Origin of the sequence: Marinospirillum sp. (assembly GCF_044810985.1) — a bacterium.
GTDB lineage: Bacteria > Pseudomonadota > Gammaproteobacteria > Pseudomonadales > Halomonadaceae > Marinospirillum.
In genome coordinates, this window is record NZ_CP085242.1 from 887,682 (window position 1) to 907,666 (window position 19,985).

17 protein-coding genes are annotated in these 19,985 nt (G+C 54.8%); 3 read left to right on the forward strand and 14 right to left on the reverse strand.

Translation table 11 applies throughout. The features are described 5' to 3' along the window. Positions 1-28: 28 nt before the first annotated feature. The 3 genes from LG323_RS04305 to LG323_RS04315 are packed head-to-tail and all read right to left on the reverse strand — an operon-like array spanning position 29 to position 3,115. Positions 29-1,147: an enoyl-CoA hydratase/isomerase family protein gene (locus LG323_RS04305; RefSeq protein ID WP_404419351.1), complete on the reverse strand. Its 1,119-nt coding sequence runs from the start codon at positions 1,145-1,147 to the stop codon at positions 29-31. Positions 1,148-1,169: 22 nt separating this feature from the next. Beyond that, positions 1,170-1,949: an enoyl-CoA hydratase gene (locus LG323_RS04310; protein ID WP_310695654.1), complete on the reverse strand. Its 780-nt coding sequence runs from the start codon at positions 1,947-1,949 to the stop codon at positions 1,170-1,172. Further along, positions 1,949-3,115, reverse strand: a complete 1,167-nt coding sequence (locus LG323_RS04315; protein WP_310695653.1) for an acyl-CoA dehydrogenase family protein — start codon at positions 3,113-3,115, stop codon at positions 1,949-1,951. The genes LG323_RS04310 and LG323_RS04315 overlap by 1 nt, the downstream gene beginning before the upstream one ends. Before the next feature lie 119 nt (positions 3,116-3,234). Between LG323_RS04315 and LG323_RS04320 the strand changes: the two genes are divergently transcribed. The 3 genes from LG323_RS04320 (at position 3,235) to LG323_RS04330 (ending at position 6,548) form a co-directional block, all read left to right on the forward strand. Next, positions 3,235-4,116 carry an AraC family transcriptional regulator gene (locus tag LG323_RS04320; RefSeq protein WP_310695652.1) on the forward strand — a complete coding sequence of 294 codons (882 nt, stop codon included), beginning with the start codon at positions 3,235-3,237 and terminating at the stop codon, positions 4,114-4,116. A 79-nt stretch (positions 4,117-4,195) separates the two neighbouring features. After that, positions 4,196-4,621 (forward strand): MerR family DNA-binding transcriptional regulator, encoded by a 426-nt coding sequence (locus LG323_RS04325; protein ID WP_404419353.1) that lies wholly within the window; start codon positions 4,196-4,198, stop codon positions 4,619-4,621. Positions 4,622-4,868: 247 nt separating this feature from the next. Next, positions 4,869-6,548, forward strand: coding sequence for an AMP-binding protein (locus LG323_RS04330; protein ID WP_404419355.1), 1,680 nt, complete (start codon positions 4,869-4,871; stop codon positions 6,546-6,548). A gap of 68 nt (positions 6,549-6,616) precedes the next feature. Here the strand turns inward: LG323_RS04330 and LG323_RS04335 are convergent, their stop codons facing one another. From LG323_RS04335 to LG323_RS04385, 11 genes are read right to left on the reverse strand one after another with little or no spacing between them, the layout of a single operon-like run. Continuing rightward, the gene (locus LG323_RS04335; RefSeq protein ID WP_404419357.1) at positions 6,617-7,276 is read right to left on the reverse strand and encodes a response regulator; all 660 of its coding nucleotides are present in this window, start codon (positions 7,274-7,276) and stop codon (positions 6,617-6,619) included. Between the two features lie 7 nt (positions 7,277-7,283). Next, a complete protein-coding gene (locus LG323_RS04340; RefSeq protein WP_404419359.1) occupies positions 7,284-8,582 on the reverse strand; it encodes a diguanylate cyclase domain-containing protein in 1,299 nt (432 codons plus the stop codon). 27 nt (positions 8,583-8,609) lie between these two features. Next, positions 8,610-9,041 carry a response regulator gene (locus tag LG323_RS04345; protein WP_404419361.1) on the reverse strand — a complete coding sequence of 144 codons (432 nt, stop codon included), beginning with the start codon at positions 9,039-9,041 and terminating at the stop codon, positions 8,610-8,612. A 7-nt stretch (positions 9,042-9,048) separates the two neighbouring features. After that, the gene (locus tag LG323_RS04350; protein ID WP_404419363.1) at positions 9,049-10,920 is read right to left on the reverse strand and encodes an ATP-binding protein; all 1,872 of its coding nucleotides are present in this window, start codon (positions 10,918-10,920) and stop codon (positions 9,049-9,051) included. Further along, the gene (locus LG323_RS04355; RefSeq protein ID WP_404419365.1) at positions 10,920-11,840 is read right to left on the reverse strand and encodes a substrate-binding domain-containing protein; all 921 of its coding nucleotides are present in this window, start codon (positions 11,838-11,840) and stop codon (positions 10,920-10,922) included. Before LG323_RS04355 ends, LG323_RS04350 begins: the two co-directional genes overlap by 1 nt. Then, on the reverse strand, positions 11,828-14,356 hold the full coding sequence (locus tag LG323_RS04360) for an EAL domain-containing protein (RefSeq protein ID WP_404419367.1): 2,529 nt from the start codon (positions 14,354-14,356) through the stop codon (positions 11,828-11,830). The genes LG323_RS04355 and LG323_RS04360 overlap by 13 nt, the downstream gene beginning before the upstream one ends. 23 nt (positions 14,357-14,379) lie before the next feature. Then, complete coding sequence (locus LG323_RS04365; protein ID WP_404419369.1) at positions 14,380-14,820, reverse strand: response regulator; 441 nt, start codon at positions 14,818-14,820, stop codon at positions 14,380-14,382. Beyond that, positions 14,810-16,204: an ATP-binding protein gene (locus LG323_RS04370; protein ID WP_404419371.1), complete on the reverse strand. Its 1,395-nt coding sequence runs from the start codon at positions 16,202-16,204 to the stop codon at positions 14,810-14,812. Before LG323_RS04370 ends, LG323_RS04365 begins: the two co-directional genes overlap by 11 nt. Continuing rightward, the gene (locus LG323_RS04375; RefSeq protein WP_404419373.1) at positions 16,201-16,956 is read right to left on the reverse strand and encodes a substrate-binding periplasmic protein; all 756 of its coding nucleotides are present in this window, start codon (positions 16,954-16,956) and stop codon (positions 16,201-16,203) included. The genes LG323_RS04370 and LG323_RS04375 overlap by 4 nt, the downstream gene beginning before the upstream one ends. Beyond that, positions 16,949-18,529, reverse strand: a complete 1,581-nt coding sequence (locus LG323_RS04380) for an ATP-binding protein (RefSeq protein ID WP_404419375.1) — start codon at positions 18,527-18,529, stop codon at positions 16,949-16,951. Before LG323_RS04380 ends, LG323_RS04375 begins: the two co-directional genes overlap by 8 nt. Further along, positions 18,522-19,985, reverse strand: coding sequence for an extracellular solute-binding protein (locus LG323_RS04385; protein WP_404419377.1), 1,464 nt, complete (start codon positions 19,983-19,985; stop codon positions 18,522-18,524). Before LG323_RS04385 ends, LG323_RS04380 begins: the two co-directional genes overlap by 8 nt.

Here is a 19,985-nt window from a genome sequence, read left to right on the forward strand (position 1 = left end):
AAGCAATTAATGATTCATTGACCCCTATTCAAAGGTCATTCAGTGGATTGATCCCCCACAGAGGTTCAAAAAAACTGTCGATCCATTGCTGCTCCACCGCCCCGACCGTGGGGTAGTGCCAGCGTGGTTTTTTATCCTTGTCGATCAGGAGTGCCCGAATGCCTTCGGCAAATTCACCTTTCAAGGCACAGTTGACCGATACAGTCAGTTCCTGCTGGAAAACTTCTTTCAAGGAAGCATGGCGGGTGCGTTCCAGTTGCTCCTGGATCAACAGCATGGAGGTGGGTGAGCCAGCCGCCAGGGTGGAGACCGCACGATTAAGCCATTTGTCTTCGCCCTGGTAGCTGGTGATTTTTTTCACTCGCTCCAGTGGTGAGTCCGCATCCGTCAGGTATTGAATCTGTTGGTAGTGTTCCTGCACAGGTGAATCCGGCAGTTCAGCCAGGCAGGGTTCTTCAAATTCCCGCAGGGTCTGGTTGACGGTTTTCCAGGGGTCTTCCCAGCCTGCTTCTTCCAGAGCACCCAGAACCTTGTTGCGTTGTTCATGCTTGATGAAACGATCCGCCAGGCCGGTGAAAAGTGCATCAGCAGCATTGATGTTGGCTCCGGTCAGGCCGAGAAACAGCCCTGTACGACCGGGCATGTGGTTGAGGAACCAGCTGCCGCCGACATCGGGATAAAGACCGATGGTGATTTCCGGCATGGCCAGGCGGGAGCTTTCGGTGACAACCCGGTAGGCCGCCCCAGCCATCAGGCCCATGCCACCACCCATAACGATGCCATTACCCCAGACGATCAGGGGTTTGGGGTAGGTATGGATCAGGTAGTCGAGGCGGTATTCGGTGGAGAAGAAGGTTTCGGCATAGGCATTGGTTTTGGCCGGGTCACCGCCACCGGAGTATTCGGTCATGGAGCGGTAGAGGGCAACGATATCGCCCCCGGCGCAAAAGGCCTTGTCGCCACTGCCTTCCAGCCAGACAGCGGCAATACGCTTGTCATCCGCCCAGCTGCGAAACTTGGGCAATAACTGTTCGATCATTTCCAGCGACAAGGCGTTGAGGGCTTTGGGCGAGTTCAGGGTCGCCACGCCCAGCAACTGGCCGTTGTTAAGCGGCAGCTCACTGAAAATTACCGGTAAATCACTCATGTTTTGCCCTCTTGGTTGTTGATTAGCGATTCTTCCACTCTGCCTGGCGCTTATCCAGGAAGGCCTTGACGCCTTCTTTCTGGTCTTCGGTATCAAACAGATCCACAAAGAGTTCCCGTTCCAGACGCCAGCCTTCGCTGTGGGCCTTGCCTTCGCGGGCGTTCATGACCAGCGTTTTGCAGGAGGCGATGGAGGAAGGCGACTGCTGGCAGGCCTGTTCGGCCAGTTCCAGGGCTTTTTCCAGGCTTTTGCCGGTGGGCACGACTTCTTCCACCAGGCCGATTTCCAGGGCCTTGTCGGCCTTGATGCGTTCGCCGCAGAGAATCAGGCGTTTGGCCCAACCTTCGCCCACCAGCCAAGGCAGGTTTTGGGTACCACCCGCGCAGGGCAGCAGGCCGACTTTGGCTTCAGGCAGGGCCATCTGGGCTTGTTCTTCAGCAATGCGGATATCACAGGACAGGGCACATTCCAGGCCGCCGCCCATGGCAAAGCCGTTGATGGCGGCAATGGAAACACCGCGGAAGTTGGTCAGGGCTTCAAAGGCCAGACCAAAGTGGCGGGCCATGTCCCGCGCCACGGCCTTGTCACCGTCAGCAAATTTGTTCAGATCGGCACCGGCAGAGAAGAATTTTTCACCCTCGCCGGTAATCACCAACGCAAAAATATCCAGGTCGGCATTCAGGTCTTCCACCAGCTTTTTCAAACCCGAAAGTGACTCCTCGTTCCAGGTGTTGGCCGGTGGGTTGTTGATGGTGATCAGGGCCACGTGGCCGCGTTTTTCGTATTTCAGCAAATCAGTCATTATTGAATGGCCTCCAGTACACCGTCTTCGAGTGCCCGGCGGGCAACGATCAGGCGCATGATTTCATTGGTTCCTTCAAGGATGCGATGCACCCGCGTATCACGCAGGTAACGCTCCAGAGGATATTCGCGAATATAACCATAGCCACCGTGCAGTTGCAGGGCTTCGTCAATGACATTGAAACAGACATCAGTGGCAAAGCGTTTTGCCATGGCGCAATAAAGGGTCGCTTCATGGTCGCCCTGGTCGAGTTTGAAAGCAGCCAGGCGAACCATCTGGCGAGCAGCGGTCAGTTCGGTTGTCATATCGGCCAGCTTGAATTGCAGGGCCTGGAAGTTGGCCAGCTCCTGGCCGAACTGTTTGCGTTCGTGCATATATTCACGCGAGCGCAACAGAGCAGCCTGGGCAGCACCCACGGAACAGGTGGCAATATTGATGCGACCACCATCCAGGCCTTTCATGGCAAATTTGAAGCCTTCACCTTCCTTGCCCAACAGATTGCGGGCCGGAATGCGTACCTTGTCAAAAGTGATCTGGCGGGTTGGCTGGCTGTTCCAGCCCATTTTGTCTTCTGCCTTGCCGTATTCAATACCGGCTTCTTCAGCAGGCACAATAAAAGCAGAAACACCTTTGGCGCCCTCTTCCTGGCTGCCGGTTCGTGCCATCACCACCAGAATATCGGTAGCTCCGGCCCCGGAAATAAACACCTTGGAGCCTTCCAGAATGTAGTGGTCGCCATCACGCGTGGCCTTGGTTCTCAAGCTTCCGGCATCGGAACCGGCACCGGGTTCAGTCAGGCAGTAGGAGCCCAACCATTCCCCACTGGCCAGTCTGGGAGCGATATCATCAGCCACTTCCGGCTGGGCAAAAGAAGCCACCATCCAACTGACCATATTATGAATGGTGATGTAGGCCGCCGTGGAGGGACAGGCTGCGGCCAGTTCTTCAACGATGACACTGGTATCCAGACGCGACAACTCCATACCGCCGTGGGATTCCGGTGTATAAAGGCCACAAAAACCCATTTCCCCAGCCTCCCGAATAACCTCCACCGGGAAGATATGCTCTGCATCCCATTGGCTGGCGTGAGGGGCCATGGATTTTTCTGCAAAAGCACGGGCCGCATCACGAAAAGCAAGTTGATCTTCTGTCAGGTTAAAGTCCATGCTTTGTCCTCATTATTATCTTCAGCAAAAACCGAGCACCCGCTAGGTTGTGTTAAAGCTAGCAGTAGTTGACGCACACGTAAATTGACTAAATTGCTCACAAGATGGATTATATTGCGATGTCTTTGACTTCGGATTGGCCTCTGCCCCCTGACAGCCTACGCTATATCATCCCGCAACGGGTTTTAAAGCTGCTGCAAAAGCACCCCCTCACGCGGGAGCTGTACCCGGTTTCCTTCGGGCACTACCGACGTGCACGTGGACACCGCATGCATCGGGATCGCCATGATGATGAACTCCTGATTTACTGCACCGAGGGAGAAGCCGAGGTCATCACCGGCCAACAGAAACTGAAAATCCAGGCTGGCGACCTGCTGCTTTTGCCCAGCGGTGAGCCTCACCGCTACCACACCCCCGACCGGAATCCCTGGACCATCCATTGGGTTCACTACACCGGCCCCCTGGCCAGCTACTTTCAACAATACCTAGGCTTCACCGGCCAGATTCGCAGAATCCACCTGGGCCGTCAGCCCAGACTGCTGGTGGACTTCAACGGCCTGCTCTCCGTTCAGGACTCAGGCTTTCGTGAGCAACCCCTGATTCACGCTGCCAACCGTCTCAGACAACTCCTCACCGCTTTACCCCTTTCCCACCAGGGGCCGCAACTCAAACAACAAACCGAGCTGGATCTGGAACGCCTGCACCAGCAAATGCGCAGCCATATTGAAGACCGCCTCGACCTGGACAGCCTGGCCGAAACCGCCGGCCTCTCCCGCTATCACTTTATCGCCCGCTACAAACAAATGACTGGCCAGACCCCCATCCAGCATTATCTGCACATGAAAATTGAAAGGGCCTGTTATCTACTGGATACTGGCGAATCCAGCATCCGCAGCATTGCCGAACAACTGGGCTATGAAGACAGCTACTACTTCTCGCGCTTGTTCAAAAAGGTGATGGGGGTGAGCCCCGCCAACTACCGCCGCGTCAATCGTTACTAAAAAAATTCGCTATTTTCCTTTACGTAAACGTCAACCTTGATTAGAGTTAGCGAAAAGCCTTTTTCAACTTAAGAAAATCATGAACAACACAACCAAAATACGCACTTACAGCATCAGCGACCTGGCGAAAGAGTTCGACGTCACCACCCGAACCATCCGCTTCTACGAACAGCAGGGTTTGCTGAATCCTGCACGCCAGGGCCAGACCCGCATCTACAGCCCCAAAGACAGGGTGCGCTTGATGCTCACCCTGCGTGGCAAACGCCTGGGATTCAGCCTGGCTGAAAGCAAAGAACTCTTCGACATGTACGACTCCACCACGGAAGGTGATGAAAAACAGCTGCTCTACATGCTCAACATCCTGGAGAAAAAACAGGCTGACATGCGCCAGCAGTTGCGTGATATCCAGCGCCTCCAGGAAGAACTCAACAACGCCGAAGAACGCTGCATGGATGCTCTGAACAAAGTCCGCAGCGGCAAACGGCAGAAGAAAAAGGCAGGATAGCTTTACTTAAAGATCAGTTATAGAAAATTTGAGCGCGGTGGCTGTGACTGACATGACTGATTAACAGGTCTGCGGCAAAGGAGGCTGCGAAAAGCGTAGCAGGGACAGCGAAGCGCACTGGTTGAGGCATCAGGACGTCGAATCCAGTGAAAAGCAGCCTCTTTGCAAAAGCAGACCGGATTGAAAACGTAAAATAATTTCCAAAGCTCCTCACAACCAACACACAACAAACACAAAAGGTGGGTTTATGAGCAAACAACCTAGCTACGTCAGTGGCATCAGCGACAAGCCCCTTCTGGGCATGACCATCGGCGACCTCTTTGACCGGACGGTTGCCGAATTCCCCGACAACGATGCCCTTATTTCACGGCACCAGAAACTGCGCTACACCTACAAGGAGCTCCAGCAGGAAGTCAACCACTGCGCCCGTGGCCTGCTGAAAATGGGGGTCAAAAAAGGGGAACGCGTTGGCATCTGGTCGCCCAACAACGCACAATGGTGCATCACCCAGTTTGCCACCGCCAAGATCGGTGCCATCCTGGTCAACATCAACCCCAGCTACCGCACCCACGAGCTGGAATACGCCCTCAAGCATTCCGGCACCAGCACCCTGATTCTGGAAGGCCAGTTCAAGGCCTCCAAATATGCAGAAATGCTCTGTGAGCTGGCCCCTGAACTGAAAACCAGCACCCCACAGAACTTCAAGTCAGCCAAACTGCCTGAACTCAAGCGCGTCATCTGCCTCACCGATGAACTGGCCACCGAGGGCATGCACACCTGGTCGGATCTAATGGCTCTTTATGACCAGGTCACCGAAGCCCAGTTGTACGACCTGCAGAAAACCCTGCAATTCGACGACCCCATCAATATCCAGTACACCTCGGGCACAACCGGCGCGCCCAAGGGAGCCACTCTCTCCCACCACAATATCCTCAACAACGGCTATTTTGTCGGCGAAGGCATGAACCTGACCCACAAGGATCGCATGGTCATCCCGGTGCCCCTCTACCATTGCTTTGGCATGGTCATGGGCAACCTGGGCTGCGTCACCCACGGCTCCACCATGATTTATCCTTCCGATGGCTTTGATCCCGAGCTGACCCTGAAGGCCGTGGAAGAAGAAAAAGCCACTACGCTTTACGGTGTGCCGACCATGTTTATTGCCGAGCTGGAGCACCCGGATTTTGAAAAATTCGATCTGCGCCACCTGCGCACCGGCATCATGGCGGGCTCCAACTGCCCGATTGAAGTGATGAAAAAAGTCATCGACAAGATGAACATGAAGGACGTCACCATCTGCTACGGCATGACCGAAACCAGCCCGGTCAGCTTCCAGACCCGAATGGATGCACCCATCGAAAAACGCGTATCCACCGTGGGCACCATTCATCCCCACCTGGAAGTCAAACTGGTAGACCCTGAATCCGGCAACGTGGTCGAGCGCGGCGAAAAAGGCGAGCTTTGCACCCGTGGCTACAGCGTCATGCTGGGTTACTGGAACAACGAAGAAGAAACCAAAAAGTCCATCGTCAACAAATGGATGCACACCGGTGATCTGGCAGAAATGGATGACGAAGGCTATGTCGCCATTACCGGTCGCATCAAGGACATGATCATTCGCGGCGGGGAGAACATCTATCCACGCGAGTTGGAAGAATTCTTCTACACCCATCCGGACATTTCCGATGTCCAGGTGATCGGCATACCCGATCAGAAGTACGGTGAGGAAGTCATGGCCTGGATCAAGCCGCATGAAGGCAAGGAACTGGATGAAGACACCATGCGCGAGTTCTGCAAGGGCAAGATTGCCCACTTCAAAATTCCGCGCTACTTCAAGTTCACCCAGGACTTCCCGATGACCGTGACCGGCAAAATCCAGAAGTTCAAGATGCGTGACCAGAGTATTGAGGAATTGGGCCTGCGCTGATCCCTGGCCCCACCGAGAGAAAGCCCCGCTGGATATCCGGCGGGGCTTTTTTTAGGCCGGAATAAAATTCACAGATCCAGACCCATGGCCCGGGCCATGGCGCCAATGCGCATGCCAGTGGCTGGATGGCGCAAGTCAGGATTGGCTCCCTGACGCTGCAGAAAAAGAGCAGCTTCTTCCTGGCGCATCATCACCGCAAACATCAAGGCAGTGTTGCCGTGGCCATCCGGCTGATCAATGTCCGCCACCAGTCCCGCCAGGCGTTGCAGTTCCTGCAAGTCGCCATTGACCGCAGCCAAATGAATCAAGAGATCATCCTGACTGGCCTCCATTTTCTGCAATTGCATCAGAGAAGCATGCTTACCCAGACGCATTTCAATGGCTGCCACCAACTGGTCACGGTTGGCCGGTTTGATCAGATAGTCATCCGCTCCCAGCTCGCAACCCAGCTTTTGATCTTCACTGGAATCGCGACCGGAGAGAAAGATAAACGGCAAATCAGCCCAGGCCGGTGTTGTTCTGACTTTTTTCAGAAGCTCAAACCCATCCATCACCGGCATCTGGATATCGCAAACCAGCAGATCAGGGCGTTGCTTTTCCAGCTTTTTCAACGCCCTTTCACCATTACTGGCTTTTTCCACCTGGTAACCCGCCTGCTCCAGAAGGGCCGCCAGGAGGCGCAGCAGGGGTTCATCGTCTTCAACCAAAAGAATATTTTTATCGGTCACAAAGGCCTCATGAGAATGAAAGAGGATAGAGGCTATAACAGTTTTTACCCTGTTGTTTTGCTGTATACATTGCCTCATCGGCCTGATGCATGAGTTGCGATATATCAACAGGAGGCTCTTGTGGGTAGAAAGTCACACCAATGCTGGCCGTCACATGAAGGCTGTGCCCTTTCCAGGCCACCGCTTCGCTCACTGCAGCCTGCAAACGCTCCAGCAAACCATCCAGGTATTCAGGAACCTGGACAGATTCCAGCACCAGGGCAAACTCATCGCCACCCAGGCGCGCCAGGGTGTCTTCATCCCTCAGACAGGCCTGCATGCGTTTGGCCACTTCCTGCAACACCACATCACCCGCCGCGTGACCATGGATATCATTGACCGGTTTGAAGCCGTCCAGATCCAGATAGGCCACGGCAATGCGGGTGCCATGCCGATCGGCATAGGCGGTTGACTGGTTTAAGCGGTAGTTGAACAATACCCGGTTCGGTAAATCGGTCAAGGCATCAAAGTGAGCCAGATGCTCCAGTTGGGTCTGCTGTTCCTTTTGTTCGGTAATATCGGTGAACAGCGCCACAAACTGGGTGATTTCACCCGAAGGATCGCGCACTGCACTCACCGTCATGTTTTCCACAAACACTTCGCCATTCTTGCGCCGGTTCCAGATCTCCCCTTCCCAGTGCCCTCTCTCAAACAAGGTAACCCAGAACTCCTCGTAAAACTCGGGAGTATGGTGACCTGAACTCAGCAGACTGGGCGTATGACCCACCGCTTCTTCACGTGAATAGCCGGTAATCCGGGTGAAGGAGGCATTCACTTCCAGAATAATGCCCTGGGCGGAGGTGATCATGATGCCTTCACGGGCATGGTTAAAAACGGTCAGAGCCAGGCGTTCGTTGGCATCCCGGTCATGACGCAGCAAAGCATAGCGTATGGCTTTACGAATCGAGGAGGCATCATCCCCCTTGGATAGATAGTCTTCAGCACCCGCTTCAATAGCAACTTCTGTCGCCTGGTGATCGTCCAGGCCGGTCAAGACCACCAGAGGCACTTCCGGGGCGATAGCCCGGCAGCGCTTGACGGTCTCCGGGCCGGTTGAATCCGGCAGATTCAGATCCAGAAGAATGACATCCGGTTTCAGGTTTTTCTGTTCCAGCTGGCTTTTAGCCTCCGTCAGGCTGGGCACCAGATAAACATCAAAAGCCTTGGGGTCCCGCTCCAGCAATTGGATGCGTATCAGCTCAGCATCGCCCGGTTCATCTTCGATGATCAATACGACCGGCTGTTTTTTCAGGCTGATTTCCGACATAAGCAAACCTCCATTGCCTGCTGACCACTAGTAACTGGGGCGTTTAACCAGCTCAAACCAGTAGTTTTCCAGCTTTTGAATTTGGTGAATAAAATCATCCACGCTCACCGGTTTGACGATAAAGCCAGCGGCACCCTGATCATAGGAAGCGTAGATGTCACTTTCGGCATCCGAGGTGGTCAACACGACAATGGGAATAATCCGCAGTTTATCGATCTTTTTGATTTCACGTAGAAACTCGCGGCCATCCATACGTGGCATATTCAAGTCCAGCAGGATCAGATCGGGCTGGGGTTTGTCCTGGTAGCCGTCTTCCTTGAGCAAATAGGCCAGGGCTTCCTCGCCATTTTCAACATGCTGCAAGTCCACAGCAATTCGGCCCTCCTGAAAAGCCATTCGGGTCAGGTGGGCATCAGCTGAATCATCTTCAACCAGCAAGATCGTACAAGGGCTACTCATTCCAATTCTACTCCTGGTCAGGAAAAGTCATTACAAAGGCCGTACCGCCTTCCATACCTTCTTCAATCGTGATTTCTGCCCCGGCCTGACGAAGGAGTCTGCGAACCAACGCCAGGCCCATACCGGTTCCCGGATAGGTATGACTGGAAGGAACCAGGCGGGTAAACAATTCAAACACCTGAAGCCGATACCTGGGCTCGATACCCGAGCCATTGTCCCTGACGTATATAAGATTACAATTATTTACTTTTTTCGCATCTATTTCAACAACCAAAGGACGTTCAGGGTTGCGGTAGGCCAGCGCGTTATCAAGCAAAGCCTGGAAGACTTCTTGCAAACGCCGCTTGGAAAAGTAAACGTGGGGCAGCTGGCTACTCAGAATAACCTTGGCATTCAGCTGGTGAAGCTGCTGCTTGAGTTGGGGTTCATCCAGCAGCTCTTCCAGCAGATCGCGGGTGGCCACCCACTCGGGTGCCGGGGTCACTTTTTCCAGCTCCAGATAACGCTGAACATCATGCACCAGTGAACTCAAACGCTGGGCCTGCTCGCGAATAAAGTCAACCGACATCTGGGCATCGGCATCCAGGCCACTGGGCGTTTGCTGAGTCAAACGCTCGGCAAAGGCCCTGAGCCTGCGGGTCGGCTCCTGAAAATGGTGTGCCATGACTTCACTCAAGCGTTGCAACTCCTGGTTGCTGGCTTGCAGACTCTGTTCACGTTGGTGAAGCTGGCTGGCCATGTCATTCATGGCTGCAGCAAACTGACCCAGTTCATCGTTTTTATCCAGTTGGATGCTGGAAATCAAATCACCCTGGCGAATTTTTTCCACGCCCTGCATCAAAACGCTCAGAGGCTGAACCACCAGGTGCTGAACCAGCCAGAGACTCAGAGGCACGATCACCAGAGCCGTCAGCAGCAGGGCCATCAGAATGGCCTGGCGGGTGGATTGCCGGGCCTTCTGATAGCTTTCCATGGGGTAGATAAAAGCCAGGTAGGCCTGTTGCTCATCACCCAAAGTCAGAGGATACAAGCCCCAGAAACCCTCGCGGGTTTGCAAAAGCTGCATTTCCCGGGACTCGGGGTCTGGCAGGATATTAACCAGTTGGCGATGATGTTCACGAACCTCCGACTGACCGGCTATCAGCTCGCCCTGAGCATTCAAAAGCCCGGCCTCAACCCCACCGCGGGTTGCTGCGGCCAGAAAATTGACATCCAGCTCCCGCACCAGAACCAGATAGCCGACGGTTTTCTGTTGCTCACCCAGCTCACGTACAAAGCTGAATTTCTGTTCCAGATAAACCTGTTCACCTTCAATTCGGTAGCGTTGCCCCTCGGGCATTTCAGCATGCAGGGCGGCACGTCGGGTTATTGCGGCTTCCAACTGGCTTCCCTCCAGATCACTTCCCTCTACCCACTGCAGCTCCGGCTGAGCCTGCGGGTAACTGATATAGCCTTGAATAAAACTATCGCCTTCCTGGGTTGCAAAGCCAACCAGTTGCTGCTCAAGGGTATAAACATAGGCTCCCGTACTGCGACCGGTTTGTATGGCTGCCAATAATCGCTGGGTCACGCGCTGTTTTTCTTCATCAAACAAAATAGCGTGATAATTGTCAGGGTCTTCAAAGTTGTTGACCAGATTCAGGGTGGCAATCAAACGCTTTTCCTGGCGCAGGAATCCCGCTTCCTGAGCCAAGGCTTCCTCAATCCCCTCACGATCTCTGCCAAGGGTGGCAAAACCCTCTTCAATCAATTGTTCAGCCGAAGACTGGTGGTAGTCCAGTAGATGGCGATCCACCAGATAACCGGCCAGCAACAGGGAAACCAGGCCAACAGCCAGGGTAAAAACCAGCAGCTTGAGCTTCAGCGAAAAGCGCAGCATTAAAAGATGGGCTCCACTTGGTCAACGTTTTCCGAGGTAACCTTAACGGAATCCAGAACCAGTTTACGGGGCACCTCTTCACCTTTGAGCAGTTGCATGGCCAGACGCGCACCTTCCTTGCCACCGGTCTGGTAAGTAAAGCTGGCACTCTGTTCGCCTGCACGTATGGCATCCCGGGCTTCGCTGATAAAATCAATGCCCACCAGTGGCAGGCTGGCCGGATCAATACCCGCCTGCTGCAAGGCCATGCGTGCTCCCGTGGCCATGCTGTCGCTTTGCGCATAGATGGCATCGGGCTTCACGCCTTCAGTCAGCAGGCCTGAAACGGCAAGAATCGCATCCGCCCGTAAAAAATTGGCGGTACGCCGGGTCACCCGAATGTCGGGGTGGTTTTGGAGGGTCTGCATAAAGCCTTCACTGCGTTCCTCGGTCGTACTGGCACCTTCAACACCTTCCAGCATCAGAATATGCCCCTGACCCTCCAGCTCCTGCACCAGATGTTCTGCTGCCGAGCGGGCGATGGCCCGGTTATCGGAAGTCACCAAGCTGGTATAACCGTCTCCGGCAATGGCCCGTGACAGCAGGATAACGGGAATTCCCTGTTGATGGACTTTTTCAATAACACTGCTGAGCACCACCTGATCCCTGGGGCTGGTCATCAACACATCCACGCCGCGAGCCACCAGCTCTTCAATGTGTTGGGCCTGAAGTGAGGTCTCACCTTCAGCATCAGTGACAATAAACTCCACCTGCGGGTACTTGTCCAGTTCCTGCTCAACCTCCCGGACCTGGGCCAGACGCCAGTCATTGCCCAGCGTATCCTGGGCAAAACCAATCCGATACGGCTCGGATGCCCAACTCCAAGGCGACAGAAAAACCAGCAAGGCCAGCAAACCTGCCGCTCTGATCAGTTTGCCCATGCTTCTTCCTCCAGATTGATATCCTGCGAAGCGCCCAGACCCGAACGCTGGTCAGGATGGTTCGCCAATAACAGCTGTTCCAACAGATACATCAACTCTGCACTGCATTGCTGAAGTTTTTGCAATGCCTGCTGGGCCTCGGGCTGTTGACCGGCCATTTTTTTTGCGATCAACTTTTCTGCCTGCTGGTGGGCTTGCTGATGCACCCGCTCCACCTGAATGAACAGAGGCTGTCGGGTTAAATGGCCCCGCTGCTGTTGCCACCAGAGGCCAAAACGACACTTGCTGCTGTCCAGAGCCGGTATCTGGATGTCTTCACCCTTGACCCAGCGTTCCAGCTGGGAGATCCAGCCCCGATGTTCGACCCCGGCAGAAAGCAGGGGCAGATCTTCGCGCCGGTAGAGAGAAAATTCCTGAGTACAGCCGCAATCCAGGGGCCACTTTTCCAGGCAGGCGGGTATAGCTTCCGGCAACAGAGGCGGCGAGAAATAATCCCCTTGCGCAGCACCACAACCCAGACGGGTCAACAGACGGCACTCGGCCGAGGTTTTTACACCCTTGGCCGTCAGCTGGCAGCGAAAAGCCGAAGCCAGACCCAGGCTGGCCTCAACCACGGCCAGATCTCCCGTGTCCAGTTGCATTCCGGCAATAAAACCCGGATTGATTTTCAGCTCACTGGGATCCAGACGCTTCAGGTAAGGCATCGATGTATAGCCGGCACCAAAATCATCCAGCACCAAGTGGATGCCCAGCAGTTGACAACTGGCCTGCAGGGCCTCTATGGCACTGAGCTTTTCCAGAGCCGTGAGTTCCTTGATCTCCAGGCGCAGACAGCCTCGCTCCGGCAGCCGATCCTTGCAGAGCGCATAGAGGCGTTCCGGGAAGGTCGCCTGCTGCAGCTGATACCCGGCCAGATTGATGGCAATCGGCAAGCGAATTCCCTGGGCATACCAGCGATTCACTTGCAATACGGCCTGATTAATCGCCCATTCACCCAGCTCGAGGATCAAATCCCCCTGTTCCAGCGTTCCCAGATAATCCTCGGGCAACAGCAGACCGCGCTCGGGATGCTGCCAACGCAATAAAGCCTCCAGGGCTATCGGATGGCCACTGCTCAGATCAATAACAGGCTGGTAATGCAGTTCAAATTCCCGGTTGTCCAGACCGGCCCTGAAGGCCGCTTCTTCAGCTGTGATCAGGTTGGCCTGTTCACTGGCCACCTGATCGTGAAAACAAAAGTCGTTTTTGCCGCCTTTTTTCGCCCGGTACATGGCCTGATCGGCCTGCTGCATTAATTTCTGGGGTGTTCCGGCCTCCGGGTTGGGGTAAAGGCTGACCCCGAGGCTGGCCGAAACCTGAAGCAGATGCTCCCCCCAGTGATAGGGCCGGGCTACTTCAGCCAGCACCCTTTGCAGCAGCTTGAGCGTTGCAGACATGTCCTGTTGATGCTGCAACAGGAGTACAAACTCATCACCGCCTACACGGGCCAGGGTGTCCTCCTCACGCAAACAGGACTGGACGCGTTCGGAAACTTCTTGAAGTATCCGGTCTCCAGCATCGTGGCCGTAGGTATCATTAACCGGCTTGAAACCATCCAGATCCAGAAACACTACCGCCAGACGACCACCGTGGCGTTTCACCCCGGCAAAGGCCTGCTGCAGACGATCCAGAAAGAGGCTACGATTGGGAAGGCCGGTCAGGGCATCATGGCTGGCGCGGTGTTGCAAATCGGTTTGCTCTTCCTTTTGCAGGGTAATGTCACTGAACATGGCCACATACTGGCGTATTTCCCCCCGCGCATTGGTGGCGGCATTAATTGTCAGGAGTTCGGTATAAATCTCCCCACTTTTACGCCGATTCCAGACCTCCCCTTTCCAGTGTCCCTGTTCCTGCAGAGCCTGCCAGAGACCGGCATAAAAGGCTGAATCATGATGCCCGGATGACAAAAGAGCCGGGGTCTGGCCCAGTGCCTCTTTACGGCTGTAGCCGGTGATGTGCGAAAAAGCCTCGTTGACATCCAGGATCACGCCCTGTTCATCAGTGATCAGTATGGCTTCGCTGGCATGGTGAAACACGATTTTGGCCATGCGCTCATGCTCATCCCGTTCATGGCGCAGAATGGCATAACGCAGGGATTTTCGTAAAATCCAGCTGTCCACGCCCTTGAGCAGATAATCTTCCGCCCCGGCCTCGATGGCCGCTTCGGTGATACTGAAGTCGTCACGGCCGGTATGCACCACAACGGGCACATTATCCAGCAGTTCAAGACAGCGCTCGACGGTGGTGATACCGGTGGAATCCGGCAGGTTCAAATCCAGCAGCACCACATCCGGCTGGTAGCCACCGCACAGCAATTTCTGGACGCCGGACAGGGATGCAGCCAGTTCAACCTCAAACGCATCGGCGGCATTTTCACACAACTGAAAACGAATCAACTGAGCTTCATCGTGATCATCTTCAACCACCAAGACCGCCGGTGTTTTTTTAAGACTGAGACTGGAGTTCATCAAGGACATAGAATTACCAAAAGCTGTTCAATTTATTCTGCTGGTCTTTTCACCAAAGTGAACCAGTAGTTTTCCAGTTGCTGCACCTGCTGAATAAAATCATCAATATTCACAGGTTTGACAATAAACCCTGAGGCGCCCAGATCATAAGAAGAAACAATATCAATTTCCGCTTCGGAGGTCGTCAAGACCACAACCGGGATGCGTTTGAGACTTTCCTGTTTTTTTATTTTTTCCAGAAACTGGCGGCCATTCATCCGCGGCATATTCAGATCCAAAAGAATCAGATCCGGGCGTGGAGCCTGGGCGAAATCTCCTTCGCGGTTCAGGTATTCTAGGGCTTCCACACCATCCTGCACATGTTGCAAATCAACCAGTACCCGGCCTTCTTCAAAAGACATCTTCACCAGATGGGCATCTGCAGGTTCATCCTCCACCAGCAGCACTTTGAAAATATCCGGTTTATCCATCATGGTTTTCCACTCCATCTGCAGGTAGATCAAAAATAAAGCAAGCGCCGCCCAGCTCACTTTCCACGGCCTTGACTTCTCCAGAGTGCTGCAAAACCACCTTCTTCACCAGTGCCAATCCCATGCCTGTTCCCGGATAATCCTTATGATTGGGCACCAGGCGGGTGAAGAGTTCAAACACCTGCTGACGATATTCAGGCCGAATTCCCTGGCCATTATCGGCAAAGCTCACCTGCACCCGGTCACCACAAAGCACCGCCTTGACCTGCAGCTTCAGGGTTGGCTGGGAACCGGCGTATAACAGGGCATTGTCCAGCAAAATGCTGAACACTTCCTGCAGTCTTCGTTTGGGAAAAACCGCAGTCACTTCATCCCCTTCCAGGCTGACCTGCAGGCGATCTTCTCTCAGCCCGGTCTCCTTGACCATCTCAGCAAAAATCCGGATCGGGTGAAGCCGCTCCGGGGGCAGTCGCAACTGCTCCAGGGCCAGATAACGCTGGACATCCTTGACCAGATTACTCAGCCGCAGCGCCTGTTCCTGAATAAAAATCAGGGATTGGCGACTTTCGGCATCCTCCTGGCCGTCTGCCTTGTTTTCCAGACGTTGGGCAAAACTCACCAGACGCCGGGCAGGCTCCTGGAAATGATGGGCCATCACTTCATTCAAGCGCTCCATTTCCAGGTTGGACTGCTTTAAGGAGCTGACCAGCTCATTGAAGGCTTGAATCACCTGGCCGATCTCATCTTTTTCATGCCCCGGCAAAGGCATTAAAGGGGTGAAGTCATGGGTATTGCGGTGACGTATCTGCGCGGCCAGTTGCCCCAGGGGCTGGGTCAGCAGCTGTTTGGAAATAAACAGGATCACAAAAGCCAGCAGGACATTGCGTATGACTCCAAAAATCAGCTCCCACCAGACGCGTCGGGTGAAGTCACTGCCAGCAATCCCGCCATTCAGGGTGATTTGCAGCTCACCGACCTCCTGTTGATCGCCGGTAAAGGTATTGTTCCAAACCAGAGGTTGCCGAAAGCTCAGTTCTTTGCCCAAGAGGCCACCCAGTGTGGGTGTCTTCTGTTCCTGGCGACGATCCCGGCTGGCCAGCACCCGGTCGCGCTCCGTCACCAGAGTCCCCGAACTGACGGCCTGAACGGCAAACAGGCCCTCCAGCACTTCTTCGGCCAGGGTTGCATCCAGGGTGTAGGCCGCCTGAGTGGCGGCATTGGCCGTGGTACGCAGTAATTCCTGGGTGGAGTCCTGGATATTGCTGCGCGTCTGCTGCAAGTCGACAAAAATCAACAGCAGGCTCATGGCCAGACCCAGCAACACTGCAGCCAGAAGCGTCCAGCGGGTTTGCCTCCAGGCCAGACTCCGGGTGATGTTCCCTTTCATTGGGCCTCCTCCTCAACCCGCCAGCGATCCCCGGCCCAGGCATCCAGAATGGCTTCAATCCGGCCTTCTGCACGCAGCTGCTGCACCGCTTCAGTCAGGGGCTCCACCCGATTCAGCTCGTTGCTTTTTCGGGACACCTGAACCGTCACCGGAGTGACCTGGAGAACCAGACGATCACCCAGCAGGTCTGCAATCTGCCTCTGCTCCTGCAAATAGGCCAGGGAAAGGCTGTTACCGGACAAGGCATCCAGGCGCCCTGCCGCCAGCATATTGATCTGGGTTTCATAGTTGCGTACCGGAACCTTGTAGAGATCATCATCCTGATCAAATTCAGGAGACAGGCGTATGCCTTGCAGAACACCGATGCGCAAACCCCGGAGGTCTTCATAACTCTGAAGCTTGATGCCTGAACGTGCCTGAACCACCGAACCAAAATTGAACAGGAAGCCGGCATGCACGACTTCATCCTCCCGGTCAGGGGATTGGATCAGGTAACTCAGATCGGCATCTCCCAAGGCCAGACTTTCCATCACCCGGGCGTAAGGCGCCAGGCGTTTTTCCTGAGGGATACCGCTTTGCGCTTCCAGTTCTTCGGCTATATCAATCCAGATGCCCTGTAACTCTCCGGTTTCCGGGTTGTAAAACCCCCAGGGTTCGGTTTCCATGATCAGGGCCTGCAAGGGGCTGGCCAGCAAAAAGCCTGGGCTGATCAGCAAAGCCAGCAGCAAATTCCAGGTGGCTGTTTTAAGCATTTTTTTGCCCCCTGGTCAGACTTGAATTCAGGGTGGGCAGGGTAAAATAAAAACAACTGCCCTGACCTTCCCCTGCTGATTCCATCCAGATTTTGCCACCGTGACGCTCAACAATTTTGCGGCAGATAGCCAAGCCCACTCCGTTGCCTGCAAATTTGTCACGGGTTTGCAGGCGTTGAAACACCTTGAAAAGGCGATCCGCCTGATCCGGGTCAATACCGATGCCCCGGTCGGCCACACTAAACAACCAGAAACGCTCATTCTCGGCGCTCACTTGCAGAGTGACTTCCGGCGTTTCACCGGGGGGGTGATACTTGACGGCATTGCTGACCAGGTTCTGAAAAAGACGGGTCAGCTCATCGCGGCTGGCCAGAACGTAGGGCCAGTCATTGCCTGCCACCTGGACCCGGGCTTGGTTTTCTGTGATTTGTGGCTGCAGGAAATGCAGGGCTTCATCCACGGCTTCACGGCTGGCCAGAGTTTCCATGGGCTGGCCCTTGCGACCCACGCGTGAATATTCCAGCAGGGAAACCAGCATCTGATCCAGGCGTTTGGCACCGTCCGTGGCAAAGTCCATCATGAGTTTATTGTCTTCATCCAGCTGGCCTTCCAGACGCCTTTCCAGCATTTGCAGATAGCTGTTGATCATCCTCAGGGGCTGACGCAAATCATGGCTGGCCACATAGGCAAACTGTTCCAGCTCGGCATTGGATTCACGCAGCTCCTGGGTGCGTTCGGAAACACGCAGCTCCAGGTTTTCCTTGGATCGGTTGAGGGCCTGCTCACGAGCCAGGATTTTGGTTTGCATCTGGTTGAAGGCCATTGTCAATTGTGCCAGCTCATCCTTGCCTCTGACTTCCAGTGCATTCATCAAGCCATCTCTGGCCAGCCCCTGGGCACCATTGCGCAACAAGATAATGCGTCTTAACAAACGCAGGATGAACACGCCAAGCAGGCTGCCCAAAAGCAGCAACGCAACCCCCGAAGCCACCAGGAAATACTTGAAACGCTGTTGCTTGCGATCCACCTGCTGATGATAGATGTGTTCTGCGCTGTCCTGGCGCTCCTGGGCAAAAACCTGAAAGTAGCGCACCAGGGCCTGGTAACGGCTGGTGGATTGATAGATAGAAAGGGCCATCAGTTGATCATACTGGCCCTGTTCTGCTGCCTTGGCTATTTCCTGCAGATCCTGGGAGTAACCCTGCCAGTTTTCCTCCACCTGGCGGCGGCGCAGACCCTCCTGCTGATCCAGTATAAGCAGCCAAGGAGTCAGTTGCTCATCAAAAGAGGTGATGGCCTGCCTCAGGTCATCCACCTGACTGACCAGGGCAAAATGATCACGGGTTTGCCGCAGCCCGGTTTCCAGCTCGCGCAGCTGCAAAAGCAGGGATTGCAGCTTGTTGGCCAGAGCCAGGGGCACCAGTTCCTGCTGCAAGAGCTGCTCACTGTCTCTGACGGTCTGATTCAGGGTGCGTTCAGCATAAACCAGAAGCAGAGATACAAAAATGACGCCCAAAAAGAAACTGGCAGCCAGTTTGATTCCCAGCCCCTGATACCAGGCCGGTTTATTCATGGACCCCCCTTTCGGATGCTTCCGGGTAAAGCTTCAGATGTCGCTGCCAGTAAAGGCGCTGACTGGCCCGCCCCTGTTTTTGGGTGATTCTCTCCCAGTCTTCTGCAACCTGCTGCATGGCTTCCTCTGCGGTTATTTCCCCACGCGCAGCCTTGTCCAAGGCCTGATTCAGGGCCAGCAGATAGCCATCATCTCCCGGCGTACCGGTTCCGGCAGGCACCGCCAGATCCAGGCTGGTCTGCATGGCAGCCAGGGCGGATTGGCCATAAACAGCCTGGATTTCCGGGCTCTGGAAATGTGAATAACGAAAGGGGTCCACAAAACTGCCGGATTCACTGACTGTGGCCGTGGAAATTTCGGCGGAAGTCACCCAAAGCGCATACAGCAGCGCCAGCTCCGGCTGGGGGCTGCTGGCAGGGATGATCAGGTTGTTACCAAAGGCCAGAGGCGTTCTTCTGACCAGACCCTGAGGGTGCTCCTTGCCGGGCAGGGGGTGAACCGAATAGCGCTCGGTAATCGGCTGCCCGGGCCGGTTAAATAGCTTGGCACCGGCCAGGGTAATCATCAGGGAATAGGCTTCACCCTGAGTAAAAATCGGCAGGGCCAGATCATAGCCTGATCCAGGTCGGGCTATGCCCTCCGGGGAAAAAGGCAGGGTTGCCAGATAACTTTGCGTAGCCGCAATGCCAGCCGGTGAGTTGACCAGGGGCTTGAGGTTGTCATCAAACAGAGGCTGATTGGGAAAAGCCTGGGACGCATAACGAGGCAACCAATGCATCCAGGCAAGAGCCGGATCACGCAGTTCAACCGTCCCGTAAAGCTGGTCATCAGGGCGATGAAAGAATTCCAGTTGATCCTGATATTGCTGCCAGGTTTTCGGAGCCTGCAGGGGGTAACCAAAGCGTTCCCTGAAGGCTTTTTTCTCTTGGGGGTCATCCAGCAGATCCTGGCGCAAATACAAAAGCAGGAGATCGCCATCGGCCGGAACGGCCAGGGTTTGCCCGGCAAAACGGGCCTGGGCCTCAAACAGAAAAAAGTCCTCGTCTGCATTCAACTCCAGCCCCATGGCCTGCAATGGCTCATCCAGGCTGATAATCAGTTCCTGATGGTAAAGATCAGCATATTCATGATTGCGGGCCACCAGCAGGTCGGCATCCGTACCCTTGCGCAGATAGTTGCCAACGGTTCCCTGGGGCATCAAGCCGATATCCAGAAGCACACCGGTGGCTTCTTCCCATTCCCGGCGCAGGGCTTGTCGGGTTCCCGTAAAAGAAGCGCGATTCCCCTGTTTGACCTGTAAACGCAGTACCGAACCCGGTGCAATCACACCAGACTCTTGTAACTGCTGCAGTTTTTCCAGAACCAGTTTCTGGGTGGGGGTCGCCGCCAGCACCTGCCCCCCGAGCCACAGACTGGCAGCTAACAGAACCAGCGTTGTCCTGAATACTGTAAGCAT